This window comes from Ruegeria sp. BH6 (assembly GCF_056538105.1).
Map to the genome: position 1 here is coordinate 20,701 of NZ_JBQFSR010000008.1, position 13,679 is coordinate 34,379.

The following is a 13,679-nucleotide window of genomic DNA, read 5'->3' on the forward strand; positions in this document are numbered from 1 at the left end:
CAGCGGTCCAATCCTGACATCCACCCTACCTTCAGGATGCTGCGGCGCGCCCCGTCGAAGGAGACATGCGCTGAGAGTGCAAATTCCGGAAGTAGTTGAATTCATACATAGCTGACAATGCCACCCTGCAGCGCATTCACGATCAGCTTGCGCGATTTCGTCGAATTTCGGGAACCTTTCCGTGTTTCCTGCATCTAAGGAACCAGGAACGCACTAAAGCGAACCCGGTGAAACCCTTGGAAAGGACCAAACCATGTTCAGAAAAACCGTAGTTGCTTTTGGATTTATTGTCGCTGCCGCCCCAACTGCTAAGGCTCACGATGAACAAGCTCTCGCCAATGCCCCAGCCGGCGATCCTTATGTGAAAGTGAGCGACGTATTGCCATTGCCCGAGTTCATCCCTGGTCTGGGAACGCTCTTCGTCGACCCAACCACTCTGCCCGCAGGTCCGTTCCTCGCATATGATCGCGACGGTCGATTGTCAGCCACGGTCTACATGACACCACTCGACGATCTGCAAAACGGTGCATCATTTGACGGATTGAACATCGGTTCACACACCGTCAGCTCGACAGATATCTATTTCAATGCCGGGCATCCCGGCGTGGACAAGCCGCACGCGCATGTCGTGCTGTTTCACGACGAAAACGCAAAAGAGCGTCTGGCCGAATGATCTGTACGCGCCGTCATGCTGTATGGCTTGGGGGATTGGCCGTTGCTTCCGTCGCCAGTTCGCGGATCGCGCTTGCGCAACCGATCGCCACGGTTGAGATGCGCGGCAGCCCGCGCGGCGAACGTATCTGGTATGATCCTGTTGGACTTGCTGTGTCTTCAGGCACCACCGTCCGGTTCACCAATCGTGATCCCGGCAACAGTCATACAGCAACCGCCTATCATCCGGCGAACTATGATCGAAGGCGACGCATTCCCGCTGCGGCCGACCCGTGGGACAGTGACTTTTTGCTTCCGGATGAGTATTTTGAAGTCACCCTGATTACGCCAGGTGTATATGACTACTATTGCCTGCCACACGAAATGGCGGCGATGGTTGGTCGCATAGTAGTTGGAACCCCCAGCGACGCCGACTGGGAGGGAAGTTCACACGACAAGAGCGATGTTTCGGAAGATATTCTGACAGCTTTGCCTTTGGTTGAGAGGATCCTTTCGGAAGTTACCGTTCGCAGGGAGGACTGATCATGAAGGTCCAAACAAACCTCACTCAACAAGCAACCAGCGATGCGGCCAAATCAGAAGCTGAGCTTGTAAATGCCGCGCGTGACGGAAGCGAGCTGGCGGTCCGGGAACTTATCCGTCGCTTGAACCCCCGCCTGTTTCGCGTTGCCAGAGGTATCGTTGACAGCGACGCCGAGGCAGAAGAAGCGCTGCAGGAGGCTTATCTGTCGGCGTTCAGCAAACTGCAGGGTTTTCGTGAGCATGCCAGCTTTTCCACCTGGATCACCCGGATCGTGATCAACACGTCGCGTATGCAGCGCAGACGAGAGCGTACTGCTGAAGAGTACAACACCGTGGACGAAACCAGTGCACCGAGTGTGATTATGTTCCCCGGACAAAATTCTGAACTCCCCGACGCAACGCTTGGGCGCGCGCAATTGAGAGATTTGCTTGAATCTGCCGTTTCCGACCTGCCGCCCCATCTGCGGCTGCCGTTTCTGCTGCGCGAAGCAGAGGAAATGAGTATTCTTGCCATCGCCACCGAGCTTCAGGTCAACCCGATAACGGTAAAAACACGCCTTTATCGCGCCCGCCGCAGGTTGCAAACTACAATTGAAAACCGGGTACGGGGCGGCTTCGAAGCAATTTTCCCATTTGGCGGCAAACGATGCGCCAACATGACCAATCTTGTAGTAGCGAGATTGCAAGAAGTCGGCGTTCTATGACACAGTTCTTTCGGCTCAGATCAACCATCCTGCAAACCGCGCTCAGTTTTTTTCCCCGGCAACAACGCAAATACGGTGGCAGATTGACAACGATCAATTCCTTCGCGCCAAAGGAAGCTTAGGAAAACCCGTGTGGTAAACCTTGCTAAAACAGCAGGAGGTCTGTTTGTCGAACCCTCAAAACCCTATTCTGATATGCTCTGCCGCGTGACGGGCGCGCTGCGGGTTGCCCTGCTTACGCCCCTGTCGCGTTCTTTGACCTTTATTGCGCAAAAACGTGAACCGTGTCGCCAGCGTCTCGACCGAAATGTTGGGCGAGGAGCTATGGCGGATGACTTTCTGCCCGGCGCTCCTGATTTCCAGCTGAACGACGGGTTCCTGATTGGCGTGCGTGGCGCCGAGTGATCAGGGTTGACCAGCGCAACACTATGACTTCGCGCAAGATCGTCCCATACCGTGTCCTGTTTCCCGCGGCATTTCTTTGCGCGTTGTTCACGATTGCCCTCTGGCCCCTAAGCGCATGGACTGATGGTTTTGGTCCAGCGTTTGAGCCTGCAATTATCTGGCACGTTCACGAGCTGATTTTTGGCTTTGTTGGCGCGGCGATTGGTGGGTATCTGCTGACGGCATTGCCAAGCTGGACAGGCCGACCGCCGGTTCAGGGTGGAGTTTTGATCACATTGTTGGCGTTGTGGGCCCTTGCGCGTGTTGCTATGGCGCTGGCGGATTTCGTGCCTTCCGGGCTGCTTGTCGTCTTCAATGCCGGGTATTTTCTCTTACTGGCGGTTGTAATCGGAACTCAACTTCTGTTGGCGGGCATCTATCAAAAGCTTGGCTTTGTGTGTGCGATAGTGGGGCTTGGTATCGGTGAATTCTTGTTTTTGACCGCGACGCTGATGGGGTCCCCGTCCAGAAGCCTGAAAATGGTTGATGTATTTCTGCTTGGTCTTGCATTGCTGATGATCAACATCGGATTGCGCGCAATTCCTGCTTTCACAGGTAATTGGCTTACTCTCCACGACCGCGTCGGGCCTTTGGTCCCGAGCACTCAGTCTTTGGTCATACCGCAGGTGCTGTTAGGTTTGGCCATTGCGGCCAGACTGATTGGCGCATCAGACTTGGCATATTTCGCGATGATTTGTGCGGCATTGGCAGTTTTGTGGTCAATGCTCAAATGGCGGACGCTGGCGATCATCGGGAACCCATTGCTTGTGGCACTGCACCTGGCCTTTTTTTGGGTACCCTTTGGTTTGATCGCCGTGGGTTTATCGGGGTTTGCACCGTCGTTCTATCCTAGGGCGGACGCCTTGCATGCCATCACAATCGGCGGAATGGCCGGAATGATTATGGCGATCGCAGGCCGGGCAGCAGCGCATACCACCGAAGGTGGCTTGAGGGCCAATTGGGGGTTTACCATTGGAGTTTGGGCGATCTGGATTGCAACCTGCATTCGCATTGCGGCACCGGTTTTTCCGGATCTTCCTCTCGTACTCTGCGTAGCTGTGCTGTGGTGCCTTGGCTGGACTGCTTTTCTGATCGGATTTATGCCTGCTCTCAGAGGAACACCACGGCGCCCAGTTTTGAGCGGCCGCAGGCATCAGACGAAAGTGAGTGCGGCATACAATGAAAGGACAGAGGGATGAAAATTGCATACGTCTCTTCGCAGAAACGGGGCGAAGCTGACAGGTTGTTATCGGAACTGGCCGATGAGCTGAACAACAACGGGTTTGAACTGCGCGGAATCGTGAAGGAGGCGAGCCATTCGCCCATTTATCAGGATGGGTGCGATATGAGCGTGCGAGTACTGCCAGATGGAGCGGTCATCAAGATTACGCAGAACCTCGGTGTCGGCTCGGAGGCGTGTAGATTGGATCCCAGTGCGCTTGCCGAAGCCGTGGCGCAAGTGGAGCAAAGCAGTTTCGAGAACGCCGATCTGTTCATACTGAATAAGTTCGGCCCCGAGGAATGCGCTGGCCGTGGATTCCGCTCGGTGATGGGCAAGGCCTTGGAACACGGTGTTCCGGTGCTGGTTGGCGTAGGGCCTGCATCCATCCCACAGTTTCAGGCCTTCGCTGACGGCCTTGCCATATCGTTGCCGGATGACGCCGTATCACTTCTTGACTGGTGCCTGACGCGCAGTTAACAGCCAGCTCAATTTGAACGGTTCCCTTGGCGCTGTTGCATTAACCGGCGTTGGTAGCGATGGTTCCCGTCTGATCTTCGATCCTTGAAGCCTACGATGAGCCGGAAACCCTCCTCTATGCAAAAACCCTGAATTGTCCCATTGCTGCTGACGTCAGACACGTATGGGCGAATTTTACACCTAGCTTAAAGACGCTGAAGAGGACCCGGCGACATCAGTCCTCAGGGGATTTTGTGCGTGAAAACTATCCGCTGCAGACCGGTGCGAAAGTTCTGGGTACGGGAATCTCAGCACCCAAACTCATCACGCTTGAACGCGCGCGAGAGCGAAAGGCTGCAGTATGATTAATGGCAGTAGTGGGCTCTCATCGCAGGTTCGCAATCGTCCTGTGAGCGTAAAAATCTAGCGATCAGTCTTGTCGCACATCGTAAGTCTCGCGCAACAAGCATCAAACAAATGCCTATCATTCAAAAAATTTCATCTGTTTTTTCGCTTTGTCCCAAGAAGCCCCTAACCTTCTGCTCGAGAGGCTTCTTCCAGCTTCACACCGTTGTTTAACATGCGCCTAGGTTCGTTTGTCCCTGGGATGATCAAGTCCATCAAAAAACTTGTTTTCCCGGCTCATAGGATCTTGGGCATCGGTATGCCCCATCCTGGATTTAATTCGGCTCAGCCCACGTTCGCACTGTGCCGCTAATGGGCGCATTTCCAGCTCAGTTGAAATCTCCAAGGCACGCTCATAGCATTTCATCGCGTCGTATTCCTCACCAGCGCCTGCATTGCTTAAGACTTCGCCCATCACAAACAAACCAAAGGCTTCGTGACCGCGTTCACCACGACTGCGCGCTATATCGAGTGCGCGACCGAGACGTTTGGATGCGTCTTCGATGCGACCGGCTTTGAGATATCCGAAAGCCAGCTGGGTAAAAACCAGGGACTTGAACAAACCAAGCCCGATGTCATCATACAACTGACAAGACTGTTCAAGCCTCGCCAGGCCCGTCTCAATGTCTCCTGCCAGGATTTCAGCAAACCCAAGAAATCCGTTCGTGAAAGGGGATAGATAGGTGAGGCCCCAAACGTCGATGATCGAACTCGCGTTGCCAAGAGTCGCACGCGCAGCCGCGATGTCACCACGTACAATCTGATAATAGCCAATATCGTAACCGATATGCGCGCGGTTGAAAGGATTGTCTTGAAGATCCGCAAGCGCAACGGCTTGTTCTGCATGATGTGAAGAACGTTCAAATTCGCCACGCTCGGCGTAAGACCAGACCAGCCAGGACCGGGCGATAATCGCAGGTGCAAAAGGCAGCCCACACTTTTCGAGCGCAGCATCGCCAGGCAGATTTGAAACAACACGTTCGAAGTATCTCTCGGCTGTGCGCAGTTCACCAGAGGTTACGAATGTACAGCCAAGGTAAAAATCAGCCGCAACTTCCAGCGATCGATCACCGGAATCCCGAGCAATATCGCGCCCGCGTTCGGCGGCTGCCTTGGAGTCAGCCGAGCGTCCGACTTGCCACAAACTTGCGCCACGATAAACGGAAACCCAACCAAGGCGCACATCGTCTTCCAACGTGAGCGACAACTTCTCGGCTTCGTCAAGTGGATCTAGAATAGCGGCGAACTGCCCCAGTGCCCAAAGAACGTTCCGTAGCGCAAATTTCGTATCTATTGCTGCGGTTGCAGTTTCGGCATCCATTTCAAATTTTTTACGCGCGTCGAGCGCCCTGCGAAACTGGCCTGCTGCTTCGCGCAGTGCCGAGCGTTCAACCGCGTCTTCGCCCGCTCTGCGAAACTCTCGGAAAGCACGCGGCCAATCCTCGCCAAGAAAGGCGTGATGGGCCACAATTCCTGCGGTCTCGCTATTGTTATCAGAACTTTTTCTTTCAAGCAGATCGGCAAATGCTGAGTGCAACTCGTGGCGTCGGCTCTTTAATAAAGTGGAGTAGGCAGCATCTTGGACGAGAGCGTGCTTGAACATGTAGCTTGCCATTGGCGGAACGCCCATGCGGAGTATCAATCCAGATTCAACAAGCTTTTCAAGCGCTTGCAGGCAGTCCATGCCGACCTCTGCCGACAAGTCCACAATGTCTTTGTGATCGAATTCACGCCCAATGACGGATCCAATCTGAGCAATCGCTTTTGCCGACCCAAGCCGATCCAGGCGTGCTGAAAGCGATGTGTGAAGCGTGGCGGGAACAACATCCCCACTGCTCAACCCCGCCTCTTGAAATGCCTTGGTCAGTTCCTCGATGTAGAGCGGCACGCCATCGGCACGTTTAACAATTTGCGCGGCGGCTTCCTCGCTCACGTCTCCCCCAGAAACGGAGTTTAATATCCGCAAAGATTGCCGCCGACCGACCCGACTAAGGACAATCTCACGCCAATAGCCGCAGTCGTTCCAATAAGGCTGAAATTCCGGTCGGTACGTTAGCAATAACATGATTGGCGCTTCGGCGGCCTCAGAAATCATGTTTTGCAGCAGCTCCAGCGTCGACGGATCGGCCCAATGGATGTCTTCAATAACTATGATGATCGGGTGCTGTGCGCTCATACGCAGCACTTGATCTATCAGGCAGCGAATTATCGCGCGGCGCAATTGCACCGGAGGGAAATCCGGGGCATCGTAGCGCCCTTCAGTTTCTACCCTTAACAGCGACGCGATCAGAGGCACGCTTTCGGTCAACGGGATATCCGTCAGCCCCAGTATGTTCTCTAGTTTTTCAAGTTGCGCCGCTACCGAGTCCTGTTCTGCAATCCCGGCTGCTCTCCGCATCCCGGTGATCAATGGAAAAAAGGCATCGTTTGTGTGATGAGGAGAGCATTGGTAACGATAGCCGAAACGCCTGTCTCCAGAGATTTCGTGCCGCATTTCTTCTACCAATCGCGATTTGCCGATGCCCGGATCTCCGGTCAATGAAATCACTTGACCCGATCCTGCCTTTGCTTGCTGCCATGCATCACGAATTAAGTGGAGGTCCGAAGCTCGTCCAACCAATGGCGTTGAACCTTGGAACCGGGATGCTTCAAAACGTGTTTCGACAGTTGTTTCCGTGCCGACGCGCCAGGCTTGTACAGGCTCGTCAAACCCTTTCAATTCATGTTGGCCAATGTCTTCCACTTCAAAACGGCGGCCCAAGAGTTGACGGGTTAATGGGCCAACAACAATTTCGTATGGCCGCGCCAGGCGTTGAAGCCGGTCAGCCAAGCCGGGTGTTGCCCCGATGACGGCGGCGTCATCATTCATGACATCGCCAACTATTGTTCCAATAACAACTTCTCCGCTAGCTGCACCTGCACGCGCTTGGAGTTGCCGTCCGTCTTGTGAGTGAATTTCCTGGATTGCTGCAAAGGCATCTTTTGCTGCCTTTACTGCTCGTTCAGCTTCATCTTCATGGGCTTCGGGCCACCCAAAATAGGCCAAAACGCCATCTCCGAGAAACTTGGCGACATAGCCTTGATACCGAAGGACAGCTGATACGACTGCCGACTGGTACTTTGTGACCAGATTCCGCATCTCTTCGGGGTCCAGCTGTCTTGAGAGGACAACGGAATCCACAATATCAACGAACAAAACAGTAAGCAGTCGCCGCTCGGGTGCTGCGTTTTCAATCGTGTCTTTCTTTACGGCTTGTGCCGCTGGCGAAATGGCCGCAAGCAGGCGACGACGGTGCCCAAGGCTGAAGCCAAGGTCTTTCAAGTCCTCGTCATTCAGATGGCGCAGAGTCTCAATGTCGACGTCGTTTTCTTCCAACAACGAAGCATAGCTCTCCAATCCCAGGCGACTCAGCCAGGCACGCAATCGTTGATCCACGTTGCCCCCCTCAGGTTTTTCGGGCTTATTGTATCACATCACAGAGAATTTATCTTTCGTATTGACAGTGTGATGGCCAGAGCCATTGGATGAGGGTCACAATGTCAATCGTTGTCCCAAGCCGAGAATTAGCGCATTCCACAGCATTTTTTGCGGCACTGCCCCTAAAAAAACCCATCCAGTGCTGCGGCCTTTCACCGAAAATTCAAAAATCGCAACAAGTTTCAATAACCTGCGGCGTTTATGCAATCAGCTTCCAATTGGGGAATTTTGGAGCCTTTCTGAAATGGTTTTGGCAGCTTGGACAACCGATGCTGCCAGATCTTCAAGCTTGTTTTCGGGAAATCTTGTAACTGGACCGGAAACCGAAACGCCCGCAACAACTTTGCCCAGCGAGTCGAAGATAGGTGCAGCAATACAACGCATACCCAAAAACCGTTCTTCATCGTCCAAGGCCCATCCACGCTTTCTGGACTTGCGGAGTACTGACTTCAGCTCTTTCAGGTCTGTAATGGAATTGGGCGTCTGGCGGACTAGTGTTTGTGGGGCCAAAAGGGTCTCAACCGCGGCCTCGTCCATAAATGCCATCATAGCTTTTCCAACACCGGATGTGTGAAAGTACGCCGCAGTTCCGTTTTTGAAAGAAGCCCTAATTGGGTTATCGGATTCGACCTGAATGAGAAACAATAGCTGCCCACATTCTTCGATTGCCAGATTTGCTGTCTCACCGGTGTCTTCTGACAGTGTGCGCATCACTGACGGTGCGACTTCCAGCAAATTTGATCCATCTTCGAACGTACTGCCGATCCGATAGGCCTGCGGTCCAATTCGCCATTTGCCTTGCTCGGCATAATGAACAACCATGCCTCGCTGCTGCAACGTGGTCAGAAGCCTGTGTACCGTCGCAACTGGGATTGCCGTGACTCTGGCCAGTTCCGCAAGTGTCGCGCAGCGCGTATCTGAGAGAGCGATCAGCACGCGAATGCCGCGATCCAGCGCAACAACGGGCGATGTTTCGGCTTTCTCCTCATTCGCTTTTAGGCGCGGGCGTCCTCGGCGAAGCGGGTTTTTTTGTTCATTCATACTCAGGGCAACCAATGCTCAGTTTCTTGCTGAAAGATTCTAGCTCGTTCAGCGGGGTAAAAAAATGAAAAATAATAATATAAAATAATCAATAGGTTGATTGGATTTGCTGTCCAAATTTCAAGAGTTTTCCAAAATATTTTGAAATATTTGGAATCTGTCTTATCGTTACTCTTATCCGCTGGAGAGCGGATTGGTGCCAATGCCGAGGCAAAATCGGTCAAGGCCCAGTTAAGGGAGGAAACATGACAAAATCTTTGAACCGCAGAAATTTTCTGCGTGGCTCTGCCGTTGTGGGCGCCGGTGCGCTTGCAGCTCCGGCTGTCCATGCTCAGGAAGGAACCAACCTTAAGATGCAGGCCGCCTGGGGAGGCGGTATTTTTCTGGAAAACGCGCAGTCTTACGTTAATCGCGTGAACGAAATGTCCGGCGGGAAACTCACGATCGAACTGTTGCCCGTGAATTCCGTCGTAAAAACAAGCCAGATGCAGGATGCTGTTCACCGCGGCGTTCTGGATGCTGCGCATTACGTGCCGGCCTATTGGTACTCAAAGTCAAAGACAGCGTCGCTCTTTGGAACTGGCCCCTGCTTTGGCTGGTCCAGCCAGGAAGTTCTGGGTTGGGTGAACTATGGTGGTGGTCAGGAACTATTCGACGAATTGATGGGCATTCTGGGCCTCAACGTCGTATCATTCTTCAACTCACCCATGCCGGCTCAACCGCTTGGCTGGTTCAAAGAAGAAATCACAAGCGCAGATCAAATGAATGGTCTGAAGTACCGCACCGTTGGTCTTGCGGCAGATGTCTTGCTTGAGATGGGAATGTCGGTCGTACAGCTGCCGGGAGGTGAAATTCAGCCAGCAATGAAGTCAGGTCTGATCGACGCGGCGGAATTCAACAATCCAACGTCGGACCGAGACTTTGGGATGCAGGATGTGTCCAAGCATTATCACCTTGCGTCGTTCCACCAGAGTCAGGAGTTCTTCGAGGTCACGTTCAACAAGGACAAATACAACGCCCTTGCGCCTGAGCTTCAAGCCATTTTGAAGTATGCGTCAGAAGCCGAAAACTCCAACTTCTACTGGAACAACACCAAACGCTATTCCGAGGATCTGGTCACACTGGCAGAGGAGCAGGGCGTTAACGTATATCGCACCCCCGACAGTGTGATGCAGGCACAGCTGAATGCTTGGGATGTGGTCGTTGAACGGATTGCCAACGAGGATCCGTTCTTCGCAAAGGTAATTGAAAGCCAGAAGGCCTATGCGAAGACCGTGATGAATTATCTCAACCTGAACCAACCGGACTACAAGCTTGCGTACAAGCACTACTTCGGTTGAGGCCTGAATACCTTTGAAATGAGGAGGTCGCGTTGTGGCGCGGCCTCCTGAACTCCGGGCAGAACAGGCGAGGAACTGACCTTGATCAAGACAATCCACGCCATCGAAGGGCTAAGCCAATGGGTCGGCAAAGCCTTTGGATGGTGCATCCTAATTCTGACACTTTCCGTGTCTTACGAAGTGTTCGTCCGGTATGTGCTGAACAAGCCCACCGTCTGGGCGTTCGACATGATGGTCCAGATGTATGGCGCGTTGTTTCTGATGGCCGGGGCCTATGCGTTGGCGCAAGACGCGCACGTCCGCGGCGATGTTCTGTACCGGCTGTTCTCTGTCCGCTGGCAGGCTCGGGTCGATTTTGTTCTATACATTCTGTTCTTCTTTCCCGGGATGTTCGCTTTGTTCTGGTACGGGTGGGAGATCGCGAAAGACAGTTGGCGCTATGAAGAGGTCAGCTGGAACAGCCCTGCGCGCATCCAGATTTACTTTTTCAAAACCCTGATCCCGGTCGCTGGTTTCCTTCTTATGCTTCAAGGCCTTGCCGAAATGGCCCGGTGCTGGCTGGCGATGCGAAATGGCGTCTGGCTCGAGCGGCTCGATGACGTGCGCGAAACCGAAGACATGTTGATGGAAAATACCATCGACAAAATTCGAACAACTGGCACTCAAGAAGGAGGTCGCAGCGATGACTGATCCACAAGTCGCCATCCTGATGCTCAGCCTCTTCATTGTTTTGGTGCTGCTGGGTTTTCCCATTGCGTTCACGTTGCTCGCCATGGGTGTCGGTTTTGGGTACTACGCCTACTACCAGTCCGCGCCCGAGACCATTGCGGACATCTTCAACAACAACATCTTCTACCTCCTGAACCAAAACACCTACTCGGTGATGGAGAATGATACGCTAGTTGCCATCCCATTATTCCTATTTATGGGATACGTGGTCGAGAGGGCGAATATCGTCGATCGCCTGTTCTTCTCGCTCTACATGGCGGCGCGAAATCTACCGGGCTCGTTGGCCATTGCGGCGCTGCTGACCTGCGCAGTTTTCTCGACCGCGTCTGGGATTGTTGGTGCAGTTGTTACTCTGATGGGTCTGCTGGCCTATCCTGCGATGGCGAATGCCGGGTATCAGCGCAGCTTCGCCTCTGGCGTTATCTGCGCGGGCGGAACTTTGGGAATTCTGATCCCACCGTCGATTATGCTGATCGTCTATGCCGCCATTGCAGAGCTATCACCATTGCGCCTGTATGCTGCGGCTGTTTTCCCGGGTCTTTTGTTGGCGGGGTTATACATCGTCTATGTGATGGTGCGCGTCTGGATAAACCCGTCGCTGGCACCTAAACCACAAGAGGAAGACATTCCTCCGAAACGGCAGATTTATATGGATTTGCTGGTTTCCTTTGTGCCTTTGACCGTTTTGATTATGCTGGTGCTTGGCTCTATCCTTGGTGGTCTGGCGACCCCGGCTGAAGCGGCGGCAATGGGCGCATTGGGCGGTTTGGTTCTGGCGATGCTGTATCGATCGCTCACTTGGGACAAAGTCAAACAGAGTGTCTTTCTCACAGCTAAGGCAACGGCCATGGTGTGCTGGTTGTTTGTTGGCTCTTGGACCTTCGCCTCGATCTTTTCCTATCTTGGTGGACACGATGTGATCGAGCATTGGGTCGTCGGTATGAACCTTCAACCCTGGCAGTTCTTGGTCCTTGCTCAGCTGATTATCTTCCTGCTCGGATGGCCGCTTGAATGGTCCGAGATCTTGATCATCTTTGTGCCGATCTTTCTGCCGATGCTGGATACGTTTGGGGTCAATCCGTATTTCTTCGCGATGCTGGTTGCACTGAATTTACAGACCTCATTCCTGACGCCTCCCATGGCCATGTCAGCCTATTATCTGAAAGGGGTTCTGAAGAACCAGATCCAGTTGATGGAGATCTTCAAAGGTCTGATGCCCTATCTGGCTATCGTGATCCTGTGCATGGTGCTGATGTATCAGTTCCCGGGGATCGCACTGTGGCTTCCTGATTATCTGTTTGGGGTTTGGGTGCCATGACAAAGCATGATCTGTCACTGTTCTCGGCGGTTCAATCCGCCGAGGCTATTCGAACCGGGCGCATTTCATCCGAAGCATTGGTTGAGGCCTGCTTGGCGCGAATTGAGGAAACGGATGACAAGGTTCGCGCATGGGCATACCTGGACGCCGGCGTGGCACTCGATCAGGCGCGTGAGCTGGATCGTATTCGCAAGGCAGGGCGGGCGATAGGGGCGCTACATGGTGTACCCGTCGGACTGAAAGACATTGTCGATACAAAAGACATGCCCACGCAATGCGGATCGGCAATTTTTTCAGGCCGCCAACCTGAGACGGACGCTCGGCTGGTTGAGCATCTTCGTGAAGCCGGAGCGGTGATCATGGGCAAGACCAAGACCACTGAATTTGCCTTCATGAATCCGGCCGACACCACCAACCCTTTGGATCACAGCCGAACTCCGGGCGGGTCCTCCAGCGGATCTGCCGCTGCAGTTTCGGCCAGGCACGTTCCATTGGCGATTGGAACCCAGACCGGTGGTTCGGTGATCCGCCCCGCCTCGTATTGTGGCGTATACGGTTTCAAACCCTCCCGCGGAACAATCTCGCGTAGCGGTGTCTTTCGCACATCTGTGTCGCTGGATCATGTCGGCGGATTTGCAAATTCTCTGGAAGACATAGCTTTGTTGACAGACGTCCTGTCTAGCTATGACCAAGCCGATCCCGGCAGCTTTGCGAGACCGCGGGCTAACATGCTGAAAGGCGTGCGGGCAGAGGTGCCTGTCGAACCGAACATCGCCTGGCTGGATTTTCCGTTCAATGATCGTTTGGATGTGGATACCGTCGAAGGCCTTAATGCCGTTGTCGAATGCTTGGGTGGCCGGGTCGAGCGATTTTCGGCATCCCGTCAATTAGCTGACCTCATTAATGTTCACAAAACGATCTACGATTACGAAATTCGCGAGAACATGGTTGAGATTTCCGAAGCTCATTGGCCGGAACTCAGCCTTGAGATGCAGTCTGCAATAACCCGAGGAACAGAAATAAGCTTGGCGCAGTATGAAGATGCCTTGGCTGTCATGATCTCTGCTCAAAGCTTTTTCGCAGAATACTTCACCGAATTCGATGCAATCCTTGCCCCTGCGGCTACTGGAGAGGCCGTGCCACTGACAGCAGGGCATACTGGCGATTCAGTCTTTTGCCTGACTTGGACGCTGGCGGGGTTACCGTGCCTCACCTTGCCTTTGCTGGTTGGACAGAATGACCTGCCAATCGGCGTGCAATTGATTGGCGCAGTCGAGGAAGATGACCGGCTTCTGCGCACTGCATCATGGGTACAACGCACCCTCGCCGAACAAGAACAGTAAGGAAA

At 53.5% G+C, this 13,679-nt stretch carries 12 protein-coding genes; 10 read left to right on the plus strand and 2 right to left on the minus strand.

The window, feature by feature from the left end; all coding sequences use genetic code 11:
- Nucleotides 1-253: 253 nt before the first annotated feature.
- The 6 genes from ACR0B8_RS15730 to ACR0B8_RS15755 all read left to right on the plus strand — a co-directional run bounded on the left by ACR0B8_RS15730 (nt 254) and on the right by ACR0B8_RS15755 (nt 4,041).
- Nucleotides 254-673 (plus strand): hypothetical protein, encoded by a 420-nt coding sequence (locus tag ACR0B8_RS15730; protein WP_170517149.1) that lies wholly within the window; start codon nt 254-256, stop codon nt 671-673.
- The gene (locus ACR0B8_RS15735) at nt 670-1,194 is read left to right on the plus strand and encodes a plastocyanin/azurin family copper-binding protein (RefSeq protein ID WP_226689604.1); all 525 of its coding nucleotides are present in this window, start codon (nt 670-672) and stop codon (nt 1,192-1,194) included. Before ACR0B8_RS15730 ends, ACR0B8_RS15735 begins: the two co-directional genes overlap by 4 nt.
- A 2-nt stretch (nt 1,195-1,196) precedes the next feature.
- Nucleotides 1,197-1,898, plus strand: coding sequence for an RNA polymerase sigma factor (locus ACR0B8_RS15740; protein ID WP_226689605.1), 702 nt, complete (start codon nt 1,197-1,199; stop codon nt 1,896-1,898).
- Nucleotides 1,899-2,030: 132 nt separating this feature from the next.
- Nucleotides 2,031-2,303: a hypothetical protein gene (locus tag ACR0B8_RS15745; protein WP_226689606.1), complete on the plus strand. Its 273-nt coding sequence runs from the start codon at nt 2,031-2,033 to the stop codon at nt 2,301-2,303.
- Nucleotides 2,304-2,326: 23 nt separating this feature from the next.
- On the plus strand, nt 2,327-3,541 hold the full coding sequence (locus ACR0B8_RS15750) for an NnrS family protein (RefSeq protein ID WP_302478559.1): 1,215 nt from the start codon (nt 2,327-2,329) through the stop codon (nt 3,539-3,541).
- A complete protein-coding gene (locus ACR0B8_RS15755) occupies nt 3,538-4,041 on the plus strand; it encodes a DUF2478 domain-containing protein (RefSeq protein ID WP_170378128.1) in 504 nt (167 codons plus the stop codon). The genes ACR0B8_RS15750 and ACR0B8_RS15755 overlap by 4 nt, the downstream gene beginning before the upstream one ends.
- 565 nt (nt 4,042-4,606) lie before the next feature.
- On the opposite strand, the gene ACR0B8_RS15760 is transcribed toward ACR0B8_RS15755, so the two are convergent.
- Together ACR0B8_RS15760 and ACR0B8_RS15765 are read right to left on the minus strand one after the other, a co-directional pair.
- The gene (locus ACR0B8_RS15760; protein WP_480658974.1) at nt 4,607-7,861 is read right to left on the minus strand and encodes an adenylate/guanylate cyclase domain-containing protein; all 3,255 of its coding nucleotides are present in this window, start codon (nt 7,859-7,861) and stop codon (nt 4,607-4,609) included.
- A 249-nt stretch (nt 7,862-8,110) separates the two neighbouring features.
- A complete protein-coding gene (locus ACR0B8_RS15765) occupies nt 8,111-8,944 on the minus strand; it encodes an IclR family transcriptional regulator (RefSeq protein WP_226689609.1) in 834 nt (277 codons plus the stop codon).
- 245 nt (nt 8,945-9,189) lie between these two features.
- Here ACR0B8_RS15765 and ACR0B8_RS15770 point away from each other — a divergent pair, with 245 nt between their 5' ends.
- The 4 genes from ACR0B8_RS15770 (at nt 9,190) to ACR0B8_RS15785 (ending at nt 13,674) form a co-directional block, all read left to right on the plus strand.
- Nucleotides 9,190-10,284, plus strand: coding sequence for a TRAP transporter substrate-binding protein (locus ACR0B8_RS15770; RefSeq protein ID WP_170350796.1), 1,095 nt, complete (start codon nt 9,190-9,192; stop codon nt 10,282-10,284).
- Nucleotides 10,285-10,365: 81 nt separating this feature from the next.
- A complete protein-coding gene (locus tag ACR0B8_RS15775) occupies nt 10,366-10,974 on the plus strand; it encodes a TRAP transporter small permease subunit (RefSeq protein WP_170350797.1) in 609 nt (202 codons plus the stop codon).
- On the plus strand, nt 10,967-12,331 hold the full coding sequence (locus ACR0B8_RS15780) for a TRAP transporter large permease (protein ID WP_170350798.1): 1,365 nt from the start codon (nt 10,967-10,969) through the stop codon (nt 12,329-12,331). Before ACR0B8_RS15775 ends, ACR0B8_RS15780 begins: the two co-directional genes overlap by 8 nt.
- Nucleotides 12,328-13,674 (plus strand): amidase, encoded by a 1,347-nt coding sequence (locus ACR0B8_RS15785; protein ID WP_170362016.1) that lies wholly within the window; start codon nt 12,328-12,330, stop codon nt 13,672-13,674. The genes ACR0B8_RS15780 and ACR0B8_RS15785 overlap by 4 nt, the downstream gene beginning before the upstream one ends.
- Nucleotides 13,675-13,679: the final 5 nt, after the last annotated feature.

Coding starts and splice junctions, on each gene's coding strand:
- ACR0B8_RS15730 (WP_170517149.1), top strand. CDS start 254: ATGTTCAGAAAAACCGTAGTTGCTTTTGGATTTATTGTCGCTGCCGCC.
- ACR0B8_RS15735 (WP_226689604.1), top strand. CDS start 670: ATGATCTGTACGCGCCGTCATGCTGTATGGCTTGGGGGATTGGCCGTT.
- ACR0B8_RS15740 (WP_226689605.1), top strand. CDS start 1,197: ATGAAGGTCCAAACAAACCTCACTCAACAAGCAACCAGCGATGCGGCC.
- ACR0B8_RS15750 (WP_302478559.1), top strand. CDS start 2,327: ATGACTTCGCGCAAGATCGTCCCATACCGTGTCCTGTTTCCCGCGGCA.
- ACR0B8_RS15755 (WP_170378128.1), top strand. CDS start 3,538: ATGAAAATTGCATACGTCTCTTCGCAGAAACGGGGCGAAGCTGACAGG.
- ACR0B8_RS15765 (WP_226689609.1), bottom strand. CDS start 8,944: ATGAATGAACAAAAAAACCCGCTTCGCCGAGGACGCCCGCGCCTAAAA.
- ACR0B8_RS15770 (WP_170350796.1), top strand. CDS start 9,190: ATGACAAAATCTTTGAACCGCAGAAATTTTCTGCGTGGCTCTGCCGTT.
- ACR0B8_RS15780 (WP_170350798.1), top strand. CDS start 10,967: ATGACTGATCCACAAGTCGCCATCCTGATGCTCAGCCTCTTCATTGTT.
- ACR0B8_RS15785 (WP_170362016.1), top strand. CDS start 12,328: ATGACAAAGCATGATCTGTCACTGTTCTCGGCGGTTCAATCCGCCGAG.